The sequence below is a fragment of the Streptomyces sp. NPDC046925 genome, from assembly GCF_040644915.1.
Classification (GTDB): Bacteria; Actinomycetota; Actinomycetes; order Streptomycetales; family Streptomycetaceae; genus Streptomyces.
In genome coordinates this window covers 207,035-227,581 of the sequence record NZ_JBEYWZ010000010.1, presented here as the reverse complement: position 1 = coordinate 227,581, position 20,547 = coordinate 207,035, and the positions used below count along the sequence as shown (strand labels likewise).

Genomic DNA, 20,547 nt, shown 5'->3' with positions numbered 1-20,547 from the left:
ACCGCGTCGGCGTGCGGAACCCCGGCCGGAAGGGCGTCGGCCATGTCGCGGCTGTAGACGGCCGCGCCGACGGAGCCGAGGATCGCCATGCCCAGGGCGCCGCCCAGCTCCTGGCCCGACTCGAGGACGGCCGCGGCCGAGCCCGCGCGCTCCGGCGGCGCGGCGCCGATGGCGAGTTCGTTGGCGAGCGTCATGGCGGCGATCAGACCGCCCGCATAGACCGCGCCGGCGGTCAGCGTGGTCCACAGGGCCGAGTCGGTGTGCACCTGCGTCAGCCACAGGAAGCCGACGGAGGAAAGGAGGAACCCGCCGCCCATGACATACGCCCGGTCGACGCGCTGGGCGAGCGCCGCCGAGGCCGGCGCCATGACGATCAGGCTCGCGCCCGGCACCAGGCTCCACAGGGCGGCCTCGAACGGGCTCTTGCCGAGGACGGACTGCAGATACTGGGTGAGGAAGACGGCCATGCCCACGGTGGCGAACATGGCCAGCATGTTGGCGAACAGGGGCCCGCCGAAGGTGCGTTGACCCAGCAGGCCGAGGTCGATCATCGGGTGCGCCGCACGCTTCTGGCGGCGCACGAAGGCGTAACCGAGCACAAGGCCGGACGTGACGCCGAGTGCGGGCAGCGGTTCGTAGCCGTGCTGGGCCAGTTCCTTGATGCCGTAGATGAGCGGGAGCAGGGCGGTGAGCGAGAGCGCCGCGCTCGCCAGGTCGAAGCGGCCCTGCCGCGGGGCCTTGAAGTTCGGCACCAGGAACGGGACCAGGACGAGCAGGAGGACCATCGCGGGCAGATTGATCAGGAAGACCGAACCCCACCAGAAGTGTTCCAGGAGCAGACCGCTGACGACCGGACCGAGGGAGATGCCCGCGGTCATGACGGTCGTCCACACGGTCACGGCCTTGCCGCGCTGCTTCTCGTCGAGGAACAGGTTGCGGATCAGGGCGAGCGTCGAGGGCATCAGGGCGGCGCCACCGAGACCCAGCAACGCCCGTACGGCGATGAGCAGTTCGGCCGAGTGCGCGTACGCGGCGGCGACCGAGGCCGCACCGAAGACCGCGGCGCCCGCGAGCACCAGCGTGCGCCGGCCGATGCGGTCCCCGAGGGCGCCCATGGTGATGAGCAGGCCGGCCAGGACGAAGCCGTACATGTCGAGGATCCACAGCTGCTGGGTGGCGCTCGGCTCAAGATCCTGGCTGACGTAGGGGATGGCGAAGTAGAGGATCGAGACGTCCATCGAGACCAGCAGCAGGGGCAGCATCAGGACGCAGGTGGGGCGTCGCGATGGCCGCCGCGACGAAGGCGCTGGCCGCGCTGAACCAGGAGGGCCTTGTGCGCGCCGTGCCCGGGGTCGGCACGGTGGTCGCGGACGCCGGACGGGAGCGGCGGGTGGCACCCGGCCAGGGCCTGACCCGCGAGCGCATCATCCGCACCGCGATCGCGTTCGCCGACGAGGAGGGTCTCGCGGCCCTGTCCATGCGCCGCCTCGCGGGCGAGTTCGGTACGTCCACCATGGCCCTGTACCGGCATGTCCCGAGCAAGGGCGAACTCGTACGGCTGATGTCGGAAGCGGTGTTCAGCGAGGAACCGCCGGGGCCCCGGCCGCGCGGCTGGCGCGACCAACTGGCCCATGAGGTAAGCTGGTTGTGGCGTCTTTACGAGCGTCACCCCTGGCTGGGGCGGGCCATGGCCGGTCTGACCCGGCCGATGGCCTCACCGCACGCGATGCGGTACACGGAGCGGGTCCTCGCCGTCCTCAGCGGGCTTGGGCTCACGCCGTACCAGATGATCCATGTGCACCTGGCGGTCCTCGGCTACGCCCAGGGTGTCGCGCTGGCCATCGAGCTGGAGTCCCGGGCGCGGGAGGACACCGGCATGACCCCCGAGGAGTGGATGGCGTCCAACGAGCCGCGGATGGACGCCATCCAGACCGCGGGGGCCTATCCCGTCCTGTCCACGCTCTTCGGGGACGAGGACTTCGACCTCGAACTGGGCACGCTCTTCGAGTTCGGACTCGAACGGTTCCTGGACGGGGTCGAAGCCCTCGTCGAGGGCCCCGGCAGAGCTTCCGGGCCGGCTACGGCTTGAAGTAGTCCGACATCAGATCGCTGACCCATTGCGGCTGCTTGACGTCCACCGCGCGGAACTCCTCCATCGTCGGCTTCAGGTCGATGACCGGGGTGCCGGAGACCGCGTCGAGGCCCACCACCGTCAGTTCGCGGCCGTCGACTGATGCGATGGCGCAGGACGTGACCCCGATGCGGTTGGGTCTGCGGGGGCCGCGGCCGGCGAAGATGCCGACCGGCGGGAGGTCGGCGCGGCCGCGGTAGGGGCGGGGTTCGCGGTAGTCGCCGTCGTCCGGGAACTGGTCGAAGACGAAGAGGACCTCCACGTGCGAGAAGCCCTCCAGGCCTTGCAGGCACGCCTCGCCGAAGCGCTCGTCGACGGTGATGGTGCTGCGGACGGCACCCCAGTTGTCCGTGTCCTGTACGTCCGTCCGGTGGTTGCGGACGGTGCCTATCGGTGTGATCTCGAAGCTCTGCATGGCACGGTTCTATCCCTCAACGGACCAGGCAGGGGCGCTTGTTGTCGAATTGCCAGTCGGGGATGAGGTAGCGCATGCCGGTGGCGTCGTCGCGCGCGCCGAGCGCCTTCTGCCGGTAGAGCTCGTGTGCCGCCAGGAGACGGTCCATGTCGAGCTCGATGCCCAGGCCGGGTGCGTCGGGCACGGCGATCTCCCCGTCGACGATGCGCGGCGGGGCGGTGGTGAGGCGCTCCAGGCCCTCCTGCCAGATCCAGTGGGTGTCCAGGGCGTTGTAGTCGCCGGGGGCCGCGGCCCCGCAGTGGGTGACCATGGCCAGGGAGATGTCGAAGTGGTTGTTGGAGTGGCAGCCCCAGGTCAGACCCATCGCGTTGCACAGCTGCGCCACGCGTACGGAGCCCTGCATGGTCCAGAAGTGCGGGTCGGCGAGAGGGATGGAGACCGACTGCAGGGCCAGGGCATGGGTCATCTGCCGCCAGTCGGTGGCGACCATGTTGGTGGCGGTCGGCAGTCCCGTGGCCCGGCGGAACTCGGCGAGGACCTCACGGCCCGAGTAGCCGTCCTCGGCGCCGCAGGGGTCCTCGGCATAGGCGAGGACGTCGGTCAGGGGCGCGCACAACTCGATCGCCTCGCGCAGGGACCAGGCGCCGTTGGGGTCGAGGGTGATGCGGGCCTGCGGGAAGCGGTCCTTCAGCGCCCGTACGGCGGCGACCTCCTGCGCGCCCTGAAGGACGCCGCCCTTGAGCTTGAAGTCCCGGAATCCGTAGCGGTCGTAGGCGGCTTCGGCCTGCCGGACGATCGCTTCGGGGGTCAGGGCCTCCTCGTGCCGGACGCGATGCCAGTCGACGGGGGATTCCGGCTCGCGGACGTAGTCGAGATCGGTGCGGTCGGGGTCGCCGACGTAGAAGAGGTAGCCGAGGACGCGCACGGAGTCGCGCTGCTGTCCGTCGCCGAGCAGCGCCGCGACGGGCACCTCCAGGTGCTGGCCGAGGAGGTCGAGCAGCGCGGACTCGACGGCGGTGACGGCGTGCACCGCGGTGCGTAGGTCGAAGGTCTGGGCGCCGCGTCCGCCGGCGTCACGGTCGGCGAAACGCTCGCCCATCTCGCGCAGGACGCGCTTGTAGTCGCCGATGCGGGCCCCCACGACCAGCGGCTCGGCGTCGCGCAGGGTCCGGGTGATCTTCTCGCCGCCCGGTACTTCGCCCAGGCCGGTGCGTCCTTCGGAGTCCTTCAGGACCACGATGTTGCGGGTGAAGTAGGGGCCGTGGGCGCCGGAGAGATTCAGCTCCATGCAGTCCCGGCCTGCGACCGGGTAGACGGTGAAGGCGGTGACGGTCGGCTGACTGCTCATGATCGGGAATTCCTCGGGGTGCGGGAGACGGGGGAGGGTGCGGCGGCGGTCGGGCGGGTCACAGGCTGAGGATGTCCAGGGCCCACTCCACCGCGAGGACGCCGCCGAGGCCGATGATCGCGAGCACCGTCGTATAGGTGGTGCGCACCTTGATGGCCTCGATGACGGAGAGGTTGAAGTACTCCTTGAACAGCCAGAATCCGGGGTCGTTGACGTGCGAGAACGCGATCGATCCGCAGGAGACGGCGAGGACGAGCATCTCGGGGTGGACGCCGCTGCCCGCCAGGAGCGGCAGCACCACGCCGGATGCGGTGACGACCGCGACGGTGGCGGAGCCGAGGGCGATGCGCAGGATCACCGCGATGAGCCAGGCCAGGATGAGCGGCGAGATGGCCCAGCCGTGGGTGGTGTCCTTGATGTGGTCGGAGATGCCTCCCTCGACCAGGACGTTCTTGAAGGCGCCGCCCGCACCGATCACCAGCAGGATCATGGCCATGGCCTGCGCCGCCGACGTACAGGAAGCGCTGACCTCGGCGAGGCTCCGGCCGATGCGCGGGCCGAACGCCCAGATGGCCAGGAGGAGGGTCAGGAGCAGTGCGATCGGGGCCGAGCCGATGAAGGTGATGAAGTGGAGGAAGGGGCTCTCGCCGGAGACGGCCATCTCGGTCACCGAGGCACCGGCGATCAGTACGACGGGGAAGAGCGCCACGGCCAGCGCCCAGCCCAGGCCCGGCATCTCCTCGTCGGTGAACTCCCGCTCGCTGACCAGGCCCTTGGGTATGGAGGGGTTCATCGCCCTGATGAACGGAAGCCGCGGCCACACGAGGGCGATCAGCGCGCCGGCGGGTATCGCGATGAACAGGCCGTAGAGCAGGGTCAGTCCGACGGAGGCGTCGAACGTCGCGGCCACGGCGGTGGGGCCGGGGTGCGGCGGCAGGAAGCTGTGCATCGTGGAGAGCGTGATGGACATCGGCAGGCCGATCCACAGCAGCTTCGCGCCGGTGACGCGGACCAGCGTGAAGGCGATGGGCACGATGATGATGAAGGCGACCTCGTAGAACATGGTGACGCCGATGAGCATCGACGTGACCACCATGGCCACTTGGACCCAGCGCGGTCCGAACGCGTCGAGCATCTTGTTGGCGATGCGCTGTGCGGCGCCGGAGTCCCCCATGACACGGCCGACCATGGCGCCGAGCCCGATGACCAGCATCGTGTCGCCGATCTGGCCGCCGATGCCCTCCGAGAGGACGTCCGGGATGGTGGCCACCGGGATCCCCTGCACGAGCGCGACGCCGACCGCGACGAACAGGAGGGCGGCGAAGCCGTTCAGTTTCAACCGGGTCATGAGGAACAGCAGGATCAAGACGCTGACCCCGACTACGACGAGCGGCATTTCAGTTCCCCTTTGAACTGTGGATCAAGTCGCGTGCAGACGGCGGTGCGGGGGGTGGGGCTGCGGGGGGCTGTAGGCGGGAAGGTGTGACGGGTCAGGCCCTGTGGCGCGCGGCGGAGACCAGCTCGAGACCCGCGTCAAGGACCCTCGCCAGGTCGGCGACGTCGTCCGGGCCGGGATCGGTCAGCGGCGCGCGCACCGGGCCGACCGGGAGACCGCGCAGCCGGGCGGCGGCCTTGACCAGCGAGACGGCGTACCCCGGAGCCCGGTCGCGCAACTCGACCAGCGGGACGTAGAACTCGCGCAGGAGCCGGTCCACAGCCGCGTCGTCCTGCTCCCCGAGCGCGGCGAAGAAGGCGTCGGCGATCTCGGGGGCGAAGGCGTGCACGGCGGAGGAGTAGGCCGGGACGCCCACGGTGGCGTAGGCGCGGGCCTGGATCTCCGCGGTGGCGGCGCCGTTGAAGAAGAGGAAGCCGTCGGGGGCGGCGAGGGTGAGGCGCTGGAGCCGGTCGAGGTCGCTGTGCCCGTCCTTGAGGCCGATGACGGTGGGAATCCCGGCGATCCTGCGCAGGGCCGCGGCGTCGAAGGTGACCTGGCCGCGCTGGTAGGCGATCAGGGGGAGCGCGGTGCCCGCGGCGATGCGGCGCAGCTGTTCCACCAGGCCGTCCTGTGACGCCTCCACCAGGTAGTGGGGCATTACGAGCAGGGCGTCGGCGCCCTCCTCCTCCGCGATCCGGGCGAACCGCAGCGACTGGGCCCAGCCGTATCCGGTGCCCGCCACCACCGGCAGACGGCCGTCGGCGACCTCGACCGTGGTCCTGATGACCGCGCGGTACTCCTCTTCGTCGAGCGAGAAGAACTCGCCGGTTCCGCACGCGGGGAAGACCGCGCCGGGCCGGGTGTCCAACTGGGCGGTCAGATAGGCGCGGTAGGACTCCGGGTCCAGGCTGCCGTCGCCGCTCATGCTCGTGAGCGGGAAGGACAGCACGCCGCGCGCCATGCCCTCCCGGAGCCGCCGGACGACGTCCAGGGACTGCGTACTGAGGCTGTTCATGCTGAGCGTGTTCACGAATCTCATCTCTATATGCAGATGGCGTCCACGTATGAGAATGGAGGCTAGAGTCATGAACGAACGGGGTCAATGGCCAGGCGGCGCGGATCTACGATGGGCGCATGGCGGAGAGCAGAACGGACCGCGGGGCCGGCCCGGGTGTCCGCGGGGTGAAGTCGGCGCTGCGCACCGTGGCGCTGCTCGAACTGCTCGCCGAGCGCGCCGACCGGCCCGCCCGTCTGGACGAACTCGCCGAAGAGCTCGGCGTGCCGCGCAGCAGCATGTACCAGCTCCTCCAGACGCTGGTCGACTGCGGCTGGGTGCGCACGGACACCACCGGATCCCTCTACGGCATCGGCATCCGCACGCTGCTCACCGGCACGAGCTATCTCGACGGCGACGAGCGGGTGCGCGCCATCCGCCCGTACCTCGACGAGGCCTCGGGCGCCCTGGGCGAGACGGCCCACCTGGCCCGGCTCGACGGCCCGCACGTCGTGTACCTCGCGACCCGCGAGTCCCATGAATACCTGCGCACCATCAGCCGGGTCGGCCGCCGCGTCCCCGCGCACGCCGGGGCCCTGGGCAAGGCGCTCCTCGCCGAGCGCCCGGACGCCGAACTCCCGCTGCCCGAAGGGCCGTTGACGGCCCTCACGGAGAGCACCCACACCGACCGCGCTGCCCTGCTCGCCGACCTCGGGCGGGTGCGCGAGCGCGGATACGCCATCGACCGCGAGGAGACGGTGACCGGCATCGCGGGCTTCGGCTTCGCCCTGCGCTACGCCGTACCGGCCGTCGACGCCATCAGCTGCTCGGTGCCCGTGGCCCGGCTCACCGACGCACACCAGAGCCGCGTCGTGTCCGTGATGCGGGAGATCCAGACAAAGATCGAAAGCCTCCTGTCGCCCGTCGCGGGCGCCCCCGACTGGCGCTGACGGCCAAGGCGCCGGCCGGCGGCGAAGGCATCACTTGATAGGTAAGCCGCGACTTGCCTATGGTGGGGGCATGGCGGACGATGTGTTCAAGGCGCTGGCCGACCCCACCCGTCGGCACATCCTCGACGAGCTGGTGGAGCGGGACGGCCAGACGCTGTTCGAGATATGCGCCCGGCTGATGAACAAGCACGGCCTGGGGCTGTCCCGCCAGGCGATCAGCCAGCACCTGGCCGTACTGGAATCCGCCGGCCTGGTCCATTCGCGGCGCGAGGGCCGCTACAAGTTCCACGACCTGAACACCGAACCCCTTGAGCTCATCGCGACCCGATGGCTCAGGCCCGACGCACCGGAGAACACCCCATGAAGATCCACCTGACCAGCGTCTTCGTCGATGACCAGGAGAAAGCCGCCCGGTTCTACACCGACGTCCTCGGCTTCGTGAAGAAGCACGACATCTCGATGGGCGACGGCGGGGACCGGTGGCTGACCGTGGTCTCCCCGGAAGACCCCGACGGCCCCGAACTGCTCCTGGAGCCCTCCGGCCACCCCGCCGTGCAGCCGTACAAGACGGCGCTCGTCGCGGACGGCATCCCGGCCACCGCCTTCGCCGTGAGCGACGTGGAGGCCGAGTTCAAGCGGCTGCGTGAGCTCGGGGTGTTCTTCACCCAGGAGCCCCTGGAGATGGGTCCGGTCACCACCGCGGTCCTCGACGACACCTGCGGCAACCTCATCCAGATCGAGCACACCAAGTAAGCGGGCGCACCGGCAAGGCACCCGGGCGCGGCGCGGCGCCGGAAAGTCGGTGGCGCGGCGGGTGCGCAGCCGCGACCATGGCGCCCATGAGCGACCAACCTGATCGATGGAGCCAGGCCACCACCTATCCCGACATGTGGGTCGATCCGGACGACGACCCCCGCAACAGCGACGGCGTCAGTCCGGACGGCGAACTGGCGACGCTCCAGGACTTCCTGGCCGGCTACCGCCTGACCCTGCGCATGAAGTGCGAGGGCCTGGACGCCGGGCAGCTGGCCCGCCGCTCGGTCCCGCCGTCGACGATGTCGCTGCTCGGCCTGGTCCGGCACCTCGCCGAGGTGGAGCGGGACTGGCGCAACTGGCTCGGCGACGGTGATCCGCTGCCCAAGCTGTACGGCAAGCGCGACGCCGACTTCGACGGAGCCGTCGGCGAGCAGGCCGTGGTCGACGCCGCGTACGCCGACCTGGCGCGCGAGCAGGCCGCGACGGACGCCGCCCTCGCCGAGCACCCGGACCTGGGGGAGCGCCTGGGGAAGGACGGCTTCGCCGTACGGGAACTGCTGGTGCACCGGATCGAGGAGTACGCCCGGCACTGCGGACAGGCCGACCTGTTGCGCGAGTGCATCGACGGCAGAGTCGGCCAGTAGCGAGAAAGGGGGTCCTCGCCTCCGCCGCCGAAGGCGTACGTAGAATTACGGCGAACGCCACCGAGGCTCTCACCCCGCGATAGGTTCGCTACCAGCGATGTGCGCGTTGTGCGAAGATCCGGGGACCGCCGTACGGCTGCCGCGGGCTGACTCGCCGTAGGGGCCGTCCTTCGGCAACGGCCGAACGGCAGGGCGGACTTACCGGGTGGGGAAGGCGGGAGCAGAGCGGTGGCGTCACAGCCATGGACTTCCGGCATGCGTGTGGACGCCGACGGCGACACCGCGGCGGCCCGGCAACTGGCGCAGCCCTCCGTGCTGCTCGTCGAGGACGATCCCGGCGACGCGCTCCTGGTGGAGGAACTCGTCGCCGACAGCGCCCTGAAGATGCGGCTGCAGTGGGTGCGTTCCATGGCCGAGGCGCGCGAGGCACTGGCTTCCGCGGTGCCGGACTGCGTGCTGCTCGACCTGCATCTGCCCGACGCCCACGGCCTGGAAGCCGTGTCCATGATCCGGTCCCTCGCCGACCAGGTCGCCGTCGTCGTCCTGACGGGCCTGGCCGAGGAAGAGACCGGCTCCGCCGCCGTGGCCGCGGGCGCCCAGGACTACCTCGTCAAGGGCCGCGTCGAACCGGAGCTGTTCGGCCGGGCGGTGCGCTACGCGATCCAGCGCAAGCAGGCCGAGCAGGCGGCCGTCGCCCTGCAGGCCAGCCAGATGCAGGCACAGGAGAACGCCCGTCTGGAGCGGGGGCTGCTGCCCCGGCCGCTGCTCGGCGGCGCGGGCTTGGACGTCGTGGCCCGCTACCGGCCCGGCCGCGCGCAGGCCCTCCTCGGCGGCGACTTCTACGACATCGTGCAGAGCGCGGACGGCGCCGTACACGCGCTCATAGGCGACGTCTCCGGGCACGGCCCGGACGAGGCGGCCCTCGGCGTGGCACTGCGCATCGCCTGGCGCACCCTGGTGCTCAGCGGTGTCACCGGCCCCGAGCAGGTGGGCAGGCTCGAAGAGATCATGCTGGCGGAGCGGGTGAAGCCGTACGTCTTCGCCACCCTGACGAGCCTCTCCATCCCGGCGGGGGCGCGGCATGCGCGGCTGACGCGCGCCGGCCACCCCGGGATGCTGCTGCGCACCGCGAGCGGCGGCGTCGAATGGGTGGAGGTCGCGGGCGGCCCGGCCCTCGGCGTCGCGCCCGGCGTGCGGCTCTGGCCCGTCGAGGAGGTGCCCCTGCCGGCGGGCTCGGCGCTGGTGCTCTTCACCGACGGCCTCTTTGAAGGGCACACCGGCAGGGGCCGCGAGCGTCTGGGCGAGGAGGGATTGCTGGGCCTCGCGCGCGAGATGGGCGCACTGACCCCGGCGGCCTTCGTCGACACGCTGATCCAGCGGGCGGAGAACCTCGCCGAGGCGCAGGGCGGCCTGGCCGACGACGTGGCCGTGGTGCACCTGCACTGGCGCGCAAACGCAGACGACGCAGACGACGCAGACAGCGACGGTGACGGAGCAGTGGCAGCGGGCGAACCGGCGAGCACCGCGGTCGAGAGCCGCCACCAGAGCAGTATCGGAGAACAACGCCGTGGTTGAGACGCCGAGCAGTGCGACGATCGGCCGCCGGCTGACGGTGCAGGGCTGGATCCAGCTGGTCCTTGCCCTGATGGTGCTCCTGGTGGTCGCGGGTGCCGTGGTCGGTGCCCGCCTCCTCGGCCAGACCGCGGAGGTGACCGACCAGCTGACCGACCGCCTCCAGCCCGCCCAGACGCAGACATACCGCCTCCAGGCCGCCCTGGTGAACCAGGAGACCGGCGTCCGGGGCTACGCCATCACCGCCGACCGCCAGTTCCTCGACCCCTACACCAAGGGCAAGAAGGACGAGGCCCGCGCCGCCGCTCGGCTGCGCGACCTCATCGGGGACCGGCCCGAGCTGATGGCGGACCTCAAGGCCGTCCAGCGCGAGGCGGCCGACTGGCGGCGCGCGTACGCCGAACCCCTGGTGTCCGAGGTCAAGCCCGGAGAGCCGCGCGCCGTCGCCGAGAAGAGCGCCGAGCGGGGCAAGGAGGTCTTCGACCAGATCCGCACGGTGTGGGCCGCGCAGAACGCCGACCTGACCCGGGCCGTCGAAGGCGGCAAGGACGAGCTGGACAGCTCCCGTACGGTGCGCACGGTGGTCCTCGGCACCATGGTGGGCGTGTTTCTGCTGGCCGGTATCGCCCTGGCGTTCCTGGTGCGCAGTCTGGTGGTCCGCCCGCTGGACGCGCTGCGCGTCTCCTCGCGGCAGGTGGCGCGCGGCGACTTCGACCACGTCATCACGATCGGCGGTCCCGCGGACCTCCAAGCGGTGGCGAAAGACGTGGAAGACATGCGTCAGAAGATCGTCGAGGAGCTGGGGGCCTCACGCCGCCAGCGGGACGTCCTGACCCAGCAGGCCGTCGAACTGGACGCCCAGGCCGTGGAGCTGCGGCGCTCCAACGCGGAGCTGGAGCAGTTCGCCTACGTGGCATCGCACGATCTGCAGGAGCCCCTGCGCAAGGTCGCCTCCTTCTGCCAGCTCCTGGAGAAGCGGTACGGGGACACGCTCGACGACCGCGGCAAGCAGTACATCGACTTCGCGGTGGACGGCGCCAAGCGCATGCAGATCCTCATCAACGACCTGCTCACCTTCTCCCGCGTCGGACGGCTCAACGACGCACAGGTCCCCGTCGATCTCGACCAGGCCCTCACCAAGGCCCTCGCCAACCTGGACACGTCCGTCCGGGACACCGACGCGGTCATCGAACGCCCCGAGCACCTGCCCGAGATCGTCGGCGACCCGACGCTCCTGACCATGCTCTGGCAGAACCTCGTCGGCAACGCCGTCAAGTTCCACCACCCCGAACGCACCCCGCGGATCCGGATCACCTGCGAGGAGGACGCGGATTCCGGTACCTGGAACCTCTGCGTCACCGACAACGGCATCGGCATCCCCGAGGAGTTCGCCGAGAAGGTCTTCGTCATCTTCCAGCGGCTGCACGGCCGCGACGCCTACGGCGGCACCGGCATCGGCCTCGCCCTCTGCAAGAAGATCGTCGAGCATCACAGCGGCCACATCTGGATCGACAGCGGCCACACCGACGGAACCCGCATCTGCTTCACCCTGCCCTCCCACGCCGACCCCGCGGAGGACACCGAATCCCGTACCGAGGAAGAGGCCCTGACATGACCACCCCTTCTCCCGCGCCCGTCGACGTGCTCCTCGTGGAGGACGACCCGGGCGACGAGCTGATGACGCGCGAGGCGTTCGAGGACAACAAGATCCGCAACAACCTGCACGTGGTCCGCGACGGCGAGGAAGCCCTCGACTTCCTCTACCGGCGCGGTGCGCACGCCGGAGTGCCGCGGCCCGACCTCATCCTGCTCGACCTCAACCTCCCCAAGTACGACGGGCGCCAGGTACTGGAGAAGATCAAGTCGGACCCGGACCTCCAGGACATCCCGGTGGTGGTGCTGACCACGTCGGCAGCGGAGGAGGACATCCTGCGCAGCTACAAACTGCATGCCAACGCCTACGTCACCAAGCCCGTCGACCTCGACCAGTTCATCGCCGCGGTACGCCAGATCGACGACTTCTTCGTCCAGGTGGTACGCCTGCCGCGCCGCCAGGGCTGAGCCCGCTAACTCCGCATTCCGCGACCCCTCTTGGTGTGAACACACAATTTCGCCCGCCGGCGGATAGCGGCGGGCGGCCCATCGCGTCGTGATGGTTGCCAAGAAGGGGAGGGTCGATGGAGGCCTCAAATCACGACGAGTTCCGCGAGTTCGTGGCGATGCGCTCCACCGCGCTGCTGCGGCTCGCGGTGCTGCTGACCGGTGGAGACCGGCATGCGGCGGAGGATCTGCTGCAGATCGCGCTGATGAAGGCCTACGGACGCTGGGCGCGCATCGAGCAGCCCGAGGCGTACGTCCGCCAGATCATGTACCGCCAGCAGGTCAACCGCTGGCGGCTGCGCCGGCACCGCGCCGAGACGACGGTGCCCGTGCTGCCCGAGTCCGCCCATGAGGGAGCCGACGCGGACTCCGAGCTGCGGATCGCGCTGTGGGCGGCGCTCGGCCGCCTCACGAAGCGGCAGCGGGCCGTGGTCGTGCTGCGCTATTTCGAGGACCTGCCCGAGGCGGAGGTCGCGGCGCTGCTGAGATGCCCGGTCGGCACGGTGCGCAGCACCGCGCACCGCTCGCTCGCCAAGCTCCGGGACCTCGTCCCCGAACTCGGGCCCGAGAGGCCACAGGGACAGGCGCAGCCGCTCAGCTACTCGCCGAAGGAGATGCAGGGATGACGACCGAGCACGTGGAGGAGAAGGTCCGCGAGACACTGCACGCGGTCGCCCTGGACCGGGTGCGGGCGCCGGGCGATCTGGCCGAGCAGGTGATGCGGCGGCGCGGCAGGCGCCGTGTGTCGCAGGCAGCGGGGGCTGCCGTGGCGGTAGCGGCGATCACCGTGGGGGCGGTCCTCGGATTCGGGGGCGGCGACGGGTCCGGGCAGGACCGGCCCGTGCGCCCCGCGGCGTCGCCCGAGGGCTGGAAGGCGTGGCAGAAGGACGCGCCGGGCGCCAGTGAGCGGGGCTGCCTGGTGGACGGCTCGGCGCTGTACTGCGCCGGGTACAAGTACGACGCCGCGAAGTTCGACGCCAACACCGGTGAACGGCTGTGGGCGGTCAAGGTCAACGGCGAGGGTGACGGGATCGACCACCCCTTCGCCGTACGGGACGGCGTGGTCTACGGCTACCGCAACCACACCGTGAAGAAGCAGCCGAACGGCGACTACATGGGCGGTACGGATCTGATGGCGGTGGACGCCGAATCCGGCGACGTGCTGTGGAAGAAGAAGATGCCGCAGGACGACCGCACCGACCAGGCCGCCATGCTCATCAACGGCGCGGTCTTCGCGAACACCCCATCGCTGCGCACCATGTCGGCCCTCGACCCGCGCACCGGCGAGGAGAAATGGCACTACACCTGGAAGAAGGGCATCGCGTGCGAACGCGCGGTGCTGAGCGGTGTGCCCCATCTCCTGTGCACGCGGGACACGGACAAGCCGCACGACACCGACGTCTTCCGGCTCAGCCCCGCCTCCGGAGCCGCAGAGAAGGTCACGACCCTGCCCGGCAGGCATCTGCTGATGGGGAGCACGGGGGACCGGATGGTCCTGGCGGGGGAGAGGAAGCCGTCGGACAGGAAGCTGCGGCTGACCACCGTCAACGGCTCGGGAGCGCAGACCTGGCACTCCTACCGGATGCCGGGGGAGGGGGCGACCACGGATGTCATCGGCGACCGTCTGATCTCCGTGACGAGGGAAGGCAAGGCCTCGGCCTACTCCGTGACCACGGGAAAGACCCTGTGGACCGCCCCCGCGGGCATCAAGATGCCGCACGAGGACGCGTTCATGTTCATCGCCGCTCCCGTGGTGTCCCAGAGGCAGGGGGTCGTGTACTTCCTCAACCCGACCGGAGATCTTTCCGCCCTCGATCTGCGCACGGGCGAGAAGGTCTGGCACACCCGCGTCGACATCGACGAGCCGGGCCCCGGCCGGGCGGACACACCCCAACTCCTGCTCTACCAGGACGTGCTGGTCGCCCTGAAGGGAAGCAAAATGGTCTCCCTTCTGCCGCGCACCGGCGGCTGACCCGGCCCGGCACCGTCCGCCGTGGGCCGCCCCGTCCTGCGGCCCGCGGCGATGGTCCGCGGCGATAATGAACTCGCACCCGCCGGGTGCTGTCCTTATCCTCGCCGGAGCGGGATCGCGCGGTCCCGCAGGTTGCGGTGCCGTGGCAGAGCGGCCCATTGCGATCGGCGTACGGGAAGCCCCTCGTACGCCGACTGACGGGAGCCGGGCGGGCCTTGCCCTTCCCTGTCCGCGGGTTCGAATCCCGCCGGCGCCGCAGCCGACCGGCACGAGAGCCGTGCGCCGCCGCCCGTCCGCACCGACTGGAGTTCGCATGAACGCCCCTGCCCCCGCCGCTCCGGTCTTCGTCGGACCGGAACAGACCGCAGCCGCCGGGCGAGGCCAGATCAGCGTCCTGTGGTCGCTCGGCGACCGGACGAGGGAACTGGACGCCGATGTCGTCCGCCTCGCTCCGGGCGCGAGCATCGGAGAGCACACGGAGGAGGCGTTCGGTGTGCTGCTCACCGTGCTGACCGGCACCGGTGAGCTGCGCACCCCGGACGCGACCTGGCAGCTCGCACCCGGCGCCCTCGCCTGGCTTCCCGCGGGCATGAGCCGCTGCGTGGACGCGGGAGAGGAGGGGCTCGTCTACACCAGTGCCCACCGCCGTCGCCCGGCTCCCGGCGCCGAATCGTCCGGCGGGTCCGACGCCGGGGAGCCGGTCTGCCTGCTCGACCGCGTCTGCCCCGCGTGCGGCAGCCTCGCCGCCGAACGGGACGCCCGCTACTGCGCCCGCTGCGGAACACCACTGGCCGACTGACCGCAACGGCTCTCCAGAGGCTTTCGGCCGACGGCCATCGGCGTACGACAGGAGCTCTTCCCTATGTCCGACATGAATGCGGGCGGTCCCGGCGACGCACAGGACGTCCTCTCCGGCGACCACCGCTCCGCGCACCTCCTCGCCGAGAACGTGCACTGCGTGCTCGGGGACCGCCTCGTGCTGCGTGATGTCTCGCTGAAGGTGTCACGGGGCGAGCGGGTCGGTCTGATCGGCGAGAACGGACGGGGCAAGTCGACGTTGTTGCGCGCACTCGCCGGTGAACTGCCGCTGCAGCGCGGTCAGGTCGTACGGGCGGTCGCGGGCCAGGTGGGCTTTCTGCCGCAGGAGCCCGGTTTTCCGGCCGGGGCGACCATCGAGACCGTACTGGAGCGGGCGACCGAAGAGTTCGGCGAGATGGCCGAACGCATGCGCGCCGCCGAGGAGTTGATGTCGTCCGGCAAGGAAGATCTGAGCGACGTGCTCGGCGAGTACGGGCGGCTCCAGGACGAGTTCGCCCGGCGCGGCGGCTGGGAACTCGACGCCCGCGTCGGCGAGGTGCTCGACGTCTTCGGCCTCGGCGGCCTTGACCGGCTGCGGCCCACCGCGACCCTCTCGGGCGGCGAGCGCTCCCGCCTGGCGCTCGCCGAACTGGTCCTCGCCGAACCCGCCGGACTGCTCCTCGACGAGCCGACGAACCACCTGGACGACCGTGCGGTGGACTGGCTCGTGCCATGGCTGGCCCGGTACCAGGGGCCGTGCCTGATCGCCTCGCACGACCGGGTGCTGCTCGACACCGCCGTCACCGCCATCGTCGACCTGGACGGCTCCCGCGGCACCACCGTGCGCTACGGCGGCGGCTACCGCGACTACCTCGACGAGCGCGCCGCGGCACAGGCACGCTGGTGGCAGGAGTACCGCGACTGGCGCCAGGAGCTGGCGGAGACCCGGCGGCGCCTGGACAAGGCGGCCAGATCCGGCCGCACCTTCAGCGGCATGCGGGACAGCGACAAACTCTCGTACAACCTCGCCGGAGGCTCCGCCCAGGCCGCCGCCGCGCGCGCGACCCGCGCGGCCAGGCAGCAGCTGGGGCGGCTGCTCGACGAGGAGGTGCGGCGCCCGCCCGAGCCCCTGACCTTCACGGCGCCGGAGAGCGAACCGGCGAGCGACCCGGCGAGCGATCCGGAGAACGAGGGCGCCGGGCTGTCCGGCGACGGTGTGCTGCTCCGGGCCGATGGCCTGGTCGTGGGCGACGTGCTGCGGGGCGTGGACCTTGAACTCGCCCCCGGCACGCTGCATGTGATCACCGGGCCGAACGGTGCGGGCAAGTCCACGCTCCTGTCCGCCCTGGCCGGCCTGCGGACACCTGATGCGGGAGCGGTGACGGGTGAACCAGGGTTGCGCATCGGCTACTTGCCGCAGGAGAGCCATTTCTCCGGGGAGCGGCGCGGCGTCCTGGAGACCTTCGCCGCACACCGCGCCGCCTACGTCGACGACGCGGCGCGGGAGCTGGCCCGCTTCGGCCTGTTCGGGAGCGCCGACTTCGACATTCCGGTGAACCGTCTCTCGGTGGGGCAGCTGCGGCGGCTCGAACTGGCGCTGCTGTTCTCGCGGCGCCCGAACCTGCTGCTGCTCGACGAGCCGAGCAATCACCTCAGCCTGGCCCTGGTCGAGCAACTGCAGGCCGCGGTCGAGCGGTTCACCGGCCCGGTCGTGATGGTCACCCACGACCGGGCCCTGCGCGAACACCATCGCGACAGCCTGCTGGAGCTGGCCGACGGACGGCTGGCCCGGCCGGTCTAACCGTCCACGTCCAGCTGTCCGGGTCTAGCTGTCCGGGTCTAGTTGTCCACGTCTCCGTACGTCGTGCCGACCTTGAGCCCGTCGATCCAGTTGATGACCCGCTTGTCCTTGACCTCGGAGCCGTAGGAGCCGAACCGGGTGTCGTTGCCCAGGTCGTCCCAGGTGCGGCCGGAGAACTCGGCGACCTTGGTGCCGTTGTAGAAGGCCGACACCCATCCGGTGGAGGCGTCGGAGGAGGTGTGGATGCCGAGCACGATGCGCTTGTACGTACTGGTCGTGACGGGCGTCGACCACTTCAGGGTCCACTTCTCGCCGACCTCGATGTGGAACAGCTTGAGCTCGCCGCCCTCGACCTTCATCAGCACCGGGTAGTTCTGCTGGTGCTGGTCGTTGGTGCCGTACGACTTCCACTGGAAGATCGTGCCCGCGTCCGGGGTGTTGGTGGAGGTGTCCCAGCCGATCCAGTACGTCGAGTTGTTCTTGAAGGTGTAGCGCGAGCCGCCGACGCTGATGCCGTGGGCCTCGCAACGCTCCAGGCCGAGCGGCTTGTTGAACTTGAAGACCTGCCCGCGGCCGTCGCCGTTGTCCTGCGCGGTGACGCCGCCGGGGCTGTCGCAGAGAGTGGAGGAGAAGACTCCGGTGCCTCCGGAGGCGTCCCCGTTCCAGATGACGGAGGCGTCGGCGGGGGCGGCGGTGAGCAGGACCAGTGAAGAAGCGGCGGCCGTGAGCGTACCGGTTCGCTTGCGCATGGGGGCTCCTTGCGAGTGGGGGGATGGGGTCGCGTGACGTAGACCATCCGTGCGCCGGGTGGAGAGTAAACGGTTTCTAGCATGGGGGTAGGTGAACACTCAATGGATAGGCGTGAGTTGAGTGCCCCGGCATAGAAAACGGTATCTGCCGCAATCCGGTCTGCCGGGGGTGGTGACGTCACGCCTTCGCGCCCTTAACATCCGATGTACGCGCCCCCAAGCTTCCCTTGTGGCCCGTAGCGCATCCGAATGGGCTCCTAACATCGGATGACTCGACGGCCGGGGACAGGTGTAGAGGAGATTCGTGATGCGCAAGGTGCTCGGCGTCATGCTGGCCCTCCTGCTCGCCCTCGGAGCAGCAGTGGCAAGCCCTCCCGCAGCGGTCGCCACGCAGGCGGACCGGGACGACGGTCCCCGCACGCAGGGCATTCCCGGCGAGATCGAGACCAGCGACGACAAGGACCTCGCGGCCTGGCAGCGGCTCCAGTTCGGGATGTTCATCCACTGGGGCCTGTTCTCCGAACTGGGCGGGGTGTGGAAGGGGAAACCGGTCACCAAGGGCTACAGCGAACAGATCCAGATGTGGGCGGACATCTCCGAGGAGGAGTACCTCGACGTCGCCCAGCGGTTCAGGCCCGACCGCTTCGACCCCAAGGAGATCTGCTCCCTCGCCAAGCGGGCGGGGATGCGGTACGTGGTCATCACCAGCAAGCACCACGACGGCTTCTCCATGTTCGACACCGACACCACCGGCTATGACGTCGTCGACGCGACCCCGTACAAGAAGGACCCGCTGAAGGCGCTCGCGGACGAATGCCGCGGCCAGGGACTGAAGTTCGGCTTCTACTTCTCGCTGGTCGACTGGCACCAGGGCCATGACTTCGACGGCAACAACAACAATCCGATCCCCGCGTCCATGGAGCCGGTCATCGAGGGCCAGCTGCGCGAACTGATGACGAACTACGGCGACATCGCCGAGGTGTGGTTCGACATGTCGTCGCCCACGGCCGCGCAGAGCCGGAAATTCGCCGGGATCGTCCGCGAACTCCAGCCGCGGGCGGCGATCAACAGCCGGGTGTGGAACAACAAGGGCGACTTCCGCACCCTCGGCGACAACGAGATCCCGGCGGTGGCGCTCGACGGCGCCTGGCAGACCCCCGCGTCGATCTACCACGAGACCTGGGGATACCGCAGCTGGCAGAAGCGCGAAGACCTGCCCGGCAAGATCAAGGACCTGGTCGGCGGCCTGACGGGCGTGCGCGCCCGCGGCGGCAACTACCTGCTCAACATCGGCCCGCGCGGCGACGGTTCGGTCGTGGAGTTCGAGGCCGACGTCCTGCGCGGCATGGGCGACTGGCTGGACCGCCACCCCGGCGCCGTACTCGGCGCCTCGGCCACCCGCTTCGGCGGACAGCCCTGGGGCGAGGTCACCGTCAACGACCGCGACCTGTTCCTGCACGTGACCCAGTGGCCCAAATCCGGCGAACTCCGGCTGCCGGGCCTGGCCACCTCCGTGCGCGACGTCCGCGAGGACGGCTCGAAGGACCGGCTCGACTGGCGCCGGGACGGCGACGACCTCGTCGTGACGCTGCCCGAGCGGCCACGCGACAAGGTCCTGCCGGTCGTGAAGGCCGAACTCGCCGGCAAGCTGCGGATCATCCCGCAGCACACGGTCGCCCTCGGCCCGGACCACGAGGCCGTCCTGGAGGGCGCCGACATCGAGCACGGCTACAGCTACGCCGACGACGGCAGCTACTCCAGCACGAAGCGGACCACCGTGCGCCACACCGCCCACCTCAGCACCGAGCGGGCCGGGAGGCTGTCGGTCGCGGTCCGCGGGGAGGCGCGGCCGGAAGCGCTCTACCGGGTGCAGGTCGGCAAGCACTCCCGGCTCGTGAAGGGCGCGGACCTGACCCGGGGTGCCGTCGGCCCCTTCTCCGTACGAGGAGGGAAGGTGACCCCCGTGACCATCACTTTGGCGGCGCCCGGGCACGCGGGGGAGGAACTGGGCCTGCGCCTGGACTCGTTGCGGGTCGCCCCCGCCGGAAAGCCCGTGGGCAGGGAGCGGCCGGGGATCAGTTGAGGACGAGCGGGAGCTTCGCGGCCAGCTCGCCCAGTTCGGCCTGCTCCGCATCGGTCGGCGCCCGTCGACCGGTGCCGATCAGCAGGGCGTCCGTGTCGGAGAACGACTTGGGGAACCCGAATCCGGCGATGTCCTCCAGCATCTCGCGGCAGCGGGCGAGCGGCGGCGCGGGAGGCCCGGCGACGTGGGGGAGGTGGGCGATCAGATCCAGGTGGTGCAGGGTCCATTCCATGACGTACGTCATCAGGTAGTCGCCGGCGGTGAGGACCTCGTCGCGGGTGCTCACCCGGCTCTCGGGATCGGCGAGTTCGGCGGCGCGACCGGCGGCCGCGCCCACGTCGTCGAGGTGGAACTTGAGAAGCCAGGGCTCGCCGTAGGCGGCCGCGAGGCGGACGGTCAGCGCGTCCAGGGGGTCCTCGCCGGTCGGCGGCGTCGCGGTGACGTCCCAGTAGGTGAGCGCGTCGAGGGTCGGTTCCGTGTCGGCGGGGGTCACGAGGGTGATCAGGACGTCCTGCGCGTCGACGATCAGATGGCAGGCCAGGTCCCGCACGAGCCAGCCGGCACAGCCGGATGGCCGCGCGAAGTCCTCGTCCGGCAGTTCGGCGACGGCCGCGCGCAGGGCTGCCCAGGAGCTTGAGAAGAGATCCACGCCGCAAAGGTAGTGCGGCGCCGCAAAGCCGGACAAGCGTATGGGAGCGGTCGGCAGGCGCTCTTGGCGCACGACAGGGGGGGTACGGCGTGCGGCCCCCTGGACTGCAGCCGTCCGGCACGACCTGCTCCGCCGATCGGCCGGAGGGGC

19 protein-coding genes, 1 tRNA gene and 1 pseudogene are annotated in these 20,547 nt (G+C 70.4%); 14 read left to right on the top strand and 7 right to left on the bottom strand.

The window, feature by feature from the left end; all coding sequences use genetic code 11:
* Positions 1–101: 101 nt before the first annotated feature.
* Positions 102–1,262 (bottom strand): annotated as a pseudogene (locus ABZ906_RS33070) (MFS transporter); the annotation flags it as partial.
* Positions 1,263–1,285: 23 nt separating this feature from the next.
* Here ABZ906_RS33070 and ABZ906_RS33065 point away from each other — a divergent pair.
* Positions 1,286–2,089: a TetR/AcrR family transcriptional regulator gene (locus ABZ906_RS33065; RefSeq protein WP_361389286.1), complete on the top strand. Its 804-nt coding sequence runs from the start codon at positions 1,286–1,288 to the stop codon at positions 2,087–2,089.
* Here the strand turns inward: ABZ906_RS33065 and ABZ906_RS33060 are convergent.
* From ABZ906_RS33060 to ABZ906_RS33045, 4 genes are all read right to left on the bottom strand, one after another.
* Complete coding sequence (locus ABZ906_RS33060; protein WP_361389284.1) at positions 2,079–2,546, bottom strand: SAM-dependent methyltransferase; 468 nt, start codon at positions 2,544–2,546, stop codon at positions 2,079–2,081. The two genes, ABZ906_RS33065 and ABZ906_RS33060, sit on opposite strands and share 11 nt — an antisense overlap.
* A gap of 16 nt (positions 2,547–2,562) precedes the next feature.
* A complete protein-coding gene (locus ABZ906_RS33055; protein ID WP_361389282.1) occupies positions 2,563–3,894 on the bottom strand; it encodes an enolase C-terminal domain-like protein in 1,332 nt (443 codons plus the stop codon).
* Positions 3,895–3,952: 58 nt separating this feature from the next.
* The gene (locus ABZ906_RS33050; protein WP_361389280.1) at positions 3,953–5,290 is read right to left on the bottom strand and encodes a gluconate:H+ symporter; all 1,338 of its coding nucleotides are present in this window, start codon (positions 5,288–5,290) and stop codon (positions 3,953–3,955) included.
* 94 nt (positions 5,291–5,384) lie between these two features.
* Positions 5,385–6,344: a 5-dehydro-4-deoxyglucarate dehydratase gene (locus ABZ906_RS33045; RefSeq protein WP_361389278.1), complete on the bottom strand. Its 960-nt coding sequence runs from the start codon at positions 6,342–6,344 to the stop codon at positions 5,385–5,387.
* Between the two features lie 119 nt (positions 6,345–6,463).
* On the opposite strand from ABZ906_RS33045, the gene ABZ906_RS33040 reads away from it, so the two are divergent.
* The 12 genes from ABZ906_RS33040 (at position 6,464) to ABZ906_RS32985 (ending at position 16,916) form a co-directional block, all read left to right on the top strand.
* A complete protein-coding gene (locus ABZ906_RS33040) occupies positions 6,464–7,273 on the top strand; it encodes an IclR family transcriptional regulator (RefSeq protein ID WP_361389275.1) in 810 nt (269 codons plus the stop codon).
* 70 nt (positions 7,274–7,343) lie between these two features.
* Positions 7,344–7,637: a metalloregulator ArsR/SmtB family transcription factor gene (locus ABZ906_RS33035; RefSeq protein WP_361183961.1), complete on the top strand. Its 294-nt coding sequence runs from the start codon at positions 7,344–7,346 to the stop codon at positions 7,635–7,637.
* A complete protein-coding gene (locus tag ABZ906_RS33030) occupies positions 7,634–8,026 on the top strand; it encodes a VOC family protein (protein WP_361183959.1) in 393 nt (130 codons plus the stop codon). The genes ABZ906_RS33035 and ABZ906_RS33030 overlap by 4 nt, the downstream gene beginning before the upstream one ends.
* A 77-nt stretch (positions 8,027–8,103) precedes the next feature.
* Positions 8,104–8,673, top strand: coding sequence for a DinB family protein (locus tag ABZ906_RS33025; protein ID WP_361183957.1), 570 nt, complete (start codon positions 8,104–8,106; stop codon positions 8,671–8,673).
* Positions 8,674–8,928: 255 nt separating this feature from the next.
* Complete coding sequence (locus ABZ906_RS33020) at positions 8,929–10,248, top strand: fused response regulator/phosphatase (protein WP_361389272.1); 1,320 nt, start codon at positions 8,929–8,931, stop codon at positions 10,246–10,248.
* Positions 10,249–10,318: 70 nt separating this feature from the next.
* Complete coding sequence (locus ABZ906_RS33015) at positions 10,319–11,860, top strand: CHASE3 domain-containing protein (protein WP_361389521.1); 1,542 nt, start codon at positions 10,319–10,321, stop codon at positions 11,858–11,860.
* Positions 11,857–12,306: a response regulator gene (locus ABZ906_RS33010; RefSeq protein ID WP_361389269.1), complete on the top strand. Its 450-nt coding sequence runs from the start codon at positions 11,857–11,859 to the stop codon at positions 12,304–12,306. The genes ABZ906_RS33015 and ABZ906_RS33010 overlap by 4 nt, the downstream gene beginning before the upstream one ends.
* A 116-nt stretch (positions 12,307–12,422) precedes the next feature.
* The gene (locus ABZ906_RS33005; protein WP_361389266.1) at positions 12,423–12,971 is read left to right on the top strand and encodes a SigE family RNA polymerase sigma factor; all 549 of its coding nucleotides are present in this window, start codon (positions 12,423–12,425) and stop codon (positions 12,969–12,971) included.
* The gene (locus ABZ906_RS33000) at positions 12,968–14,317 is read left to right on the top strand and encodes a PQQ-binding-like beta-propeller repeat protein (protein WP_361389263.1); all 1,350 of its coding nucleotides are present in this window, start codon (positions 12,968–12,970) and stop codon (positions 14,315–14,317) included. The genes ABZ906_RS33005 and ABZ906_RS33000 overlap by 4 nt, the downstream gene beginning before the upstream one ends.
* Before the next feature lie 136 nt (positions 14,318–14,453).
* Positions 14,454–14,573 (top strand) — tRNA-OTHER (locus ABZ906_RS32995).
* Between the two features lie 57 nt (positions 14,574–14,630).
* Positions 14,631–15,116 (top strand): hypothetical protein, encoded by a 486-nt coding sequence (locus ABZ906_RS32990; RefSeq protein ID WP_361183944.1) that lies wholly within the window; start codon positions 14,631–14,633, stop codon positions 15,114–15,116.
* A 63-nt stretch (positions 15,117–15,179) separates the two neighbouring features.
* The gene (locus ABZ906_RS32985) at positions 15,180–16,916 is read left to right on the top strand and encodes an ABC-F family ATP-binding cassette domain-containing protein (protein WP_361389260.1); all 1,737 of its coding nucleotides are present in this window, start codon (positions 15,180–15,182) and stop codon (positions 16,914–16,916) included.
* Positions 16,917–16,954: 38 nt separating this feature from the next.
* On the opposite strand, the gene ABZ906_RS32980 is transcribed toward ABZ906_RS32985, so the two are convergent.
* Positions 16,955–17,665, bottom strand: coding sequence for a hypothetical protein (locus tag ABZ906_RS32980; protein WP_361389257.1), 711 nt, complete (start codon positions 17,663–17,665; stop codon positions 16,955–16,957).
* Between the two features lie 307 nt (positions 17,666–17,972).
* Between ABZ906_RS32980 and ABZ906_RS32975 the strand changes: the two genes are divergently transcribed.
* Positions 17,973–19,748, top strand: a complete 1,776-nt coding sequence (locus ABZ906_RS32975) for an alpha-L-fucosidase (protein WP_361389254.1) — start codon at positions 17,973–17,975, stop codon at positions 19,746–19,748.
* On the opposite strand, the gene ABZ906_RS32970 is transcribed toward ABZ906_RS32975, so the two are convergent.
* Positions 19,741–20,397, bottom strand: a complete 657-nt coding sequence (locus ABZ906_RS32970) for a maleylpyruvate isomerase N-terminal domain-containing protein (protein WP_361389251.1) — start codon at positions 20,395–20,397, stop codon at positions 19,741–19,743. The genes ABZ906_RS32975 and ABZ906_RS32970 overlap by 8 nt on opposite strands.
* Between the last annotated feature and the right edge of the window lie 150 nt (positions 20,398–20,547).

Coding starts and splice junctions, on each gene's coding strand:
- ABZ906_RS32990 (WP_361183944.1), top strand. CDS start 14,631: ATGAACGCCCCTGCCCCCGCCGCTCCGGTCTTCGTCGGACCGGAACAG.
- ABZ906_RS33015 (WP_361389521.1), top strand. CDS start 10,319: ATGGTGCTCCTGGTGGTCGCGGGTGCCGTGGTCGGTGCCCGCCTCCTC.
- ABZ906_RS32985 (WP_361389260.1), top strand. CDS start 15,180: ATGTCCGACATGAATGCGGGCGGTCCCGGCGACGCACAGGACGTCCTC.
- ABZ906_RS33055 (WP_361389282.1), bottom strand. CDS start 3,894: ATGAGCAGTCAGCCGACCGTCACCGCCTTCACCGTCTACCCGGTCGCA.
- ABZ906_RS33040 (WP_361389275.1), top strand. CDS start 6,464: ATGGCGGAGAGCAGAACGGACCGCGGGGCCGGCCCGGGTGTCCGCGGG.
- ABZ906_RS32975 (WP_361389254.1), top strand. CDS start 17,973: ATGCGCAAGGTGCTCGGCGTCATGCTGGCCCTCCTGCTCGCCCTCGGA.
- ABZ906_RS33020 (WP_361389272.1), top strand. CDS start 8,929: ATGCGTGTGGACGCCGACGGCGACACCGCGGCGGCCCGGCAACTGGCG.
- ABZ906_RS33025 (WP_361183957.1), top strand. CDS start 8,104: ATGGCGCCCATGAGCGACCAACCTGATCGATGGAGCCAGGCCACCACC.
- ABZ906_RS33065 (WP_361389286.1), top strand. CDS start 1,286: ATGGCCGCCGCGACGAAGGCGCTGGCCGCGCTGAACCAGGAGGGCCTT.
- ABZ906_RS33035 (WP_361183961.1), top strand. CDS start 7,344: ATGGCGGACGATGTGTTCAAGGCGCTGGCCGACCCCACCCGTCGGCAC.
- ABZ906_RS33010 (WP_361389269.1), top strand. CDS start 11,857: ATGACCACCCCTTCTCCCGCGCCCGTCGACGTGCTCCTCGTGGAGGAC.
- ABZ906_RS33045 (WP_361389278.1), bottom strand. CDS start 6,344: ATGAACAGCCTCAGTACGCAGTCCCTGGACGTCGTCCGGCGGCTCCGG.
- ABZ906_RS33060 (WP_361389284.1), bottom strand. CDS start 2,546: ATGCAGAGCTTCGAGATCACACCGATAGGCACCGTCCGCAACCACCGG.
- ABZ906_RS33005 (WP_361389266.1), top strand. CDS start 12,423: ATGGAGGCCTCAAATCACGACGAGTTCCGCGAGTTCGTGGCGATGCGC.
- ABZ906_RS33000 (WP_361389263.1), top strand. CDS start 12,968: ATGACGACCGAGCACGTGGAGGAGAAGGTCCGCGAGACACTGCACGCG.
- ABZ906_RS32980 (WP_361389257.1), bottom strand. CDS start 17,665: ATGCGCAAGCGAACCGGTACGCTCACGGCCGCCGCTTCTTCACTGGTC.
- ABZ906_RS33050 (WP_361389280.1), bottom strand. CDS start 5,290: ATGCCGCTCGTCGTAGTCGGGGTCAGCGTCTTGATCCTGCTGTTCCTC.
- ABZ906_RS33030 (WP_361183959.1), top strand. CDS start 7,634: ATGAAGATCCACCTGACCAGCGTCTTCGTCGATGACCAGGAGAAAGCC.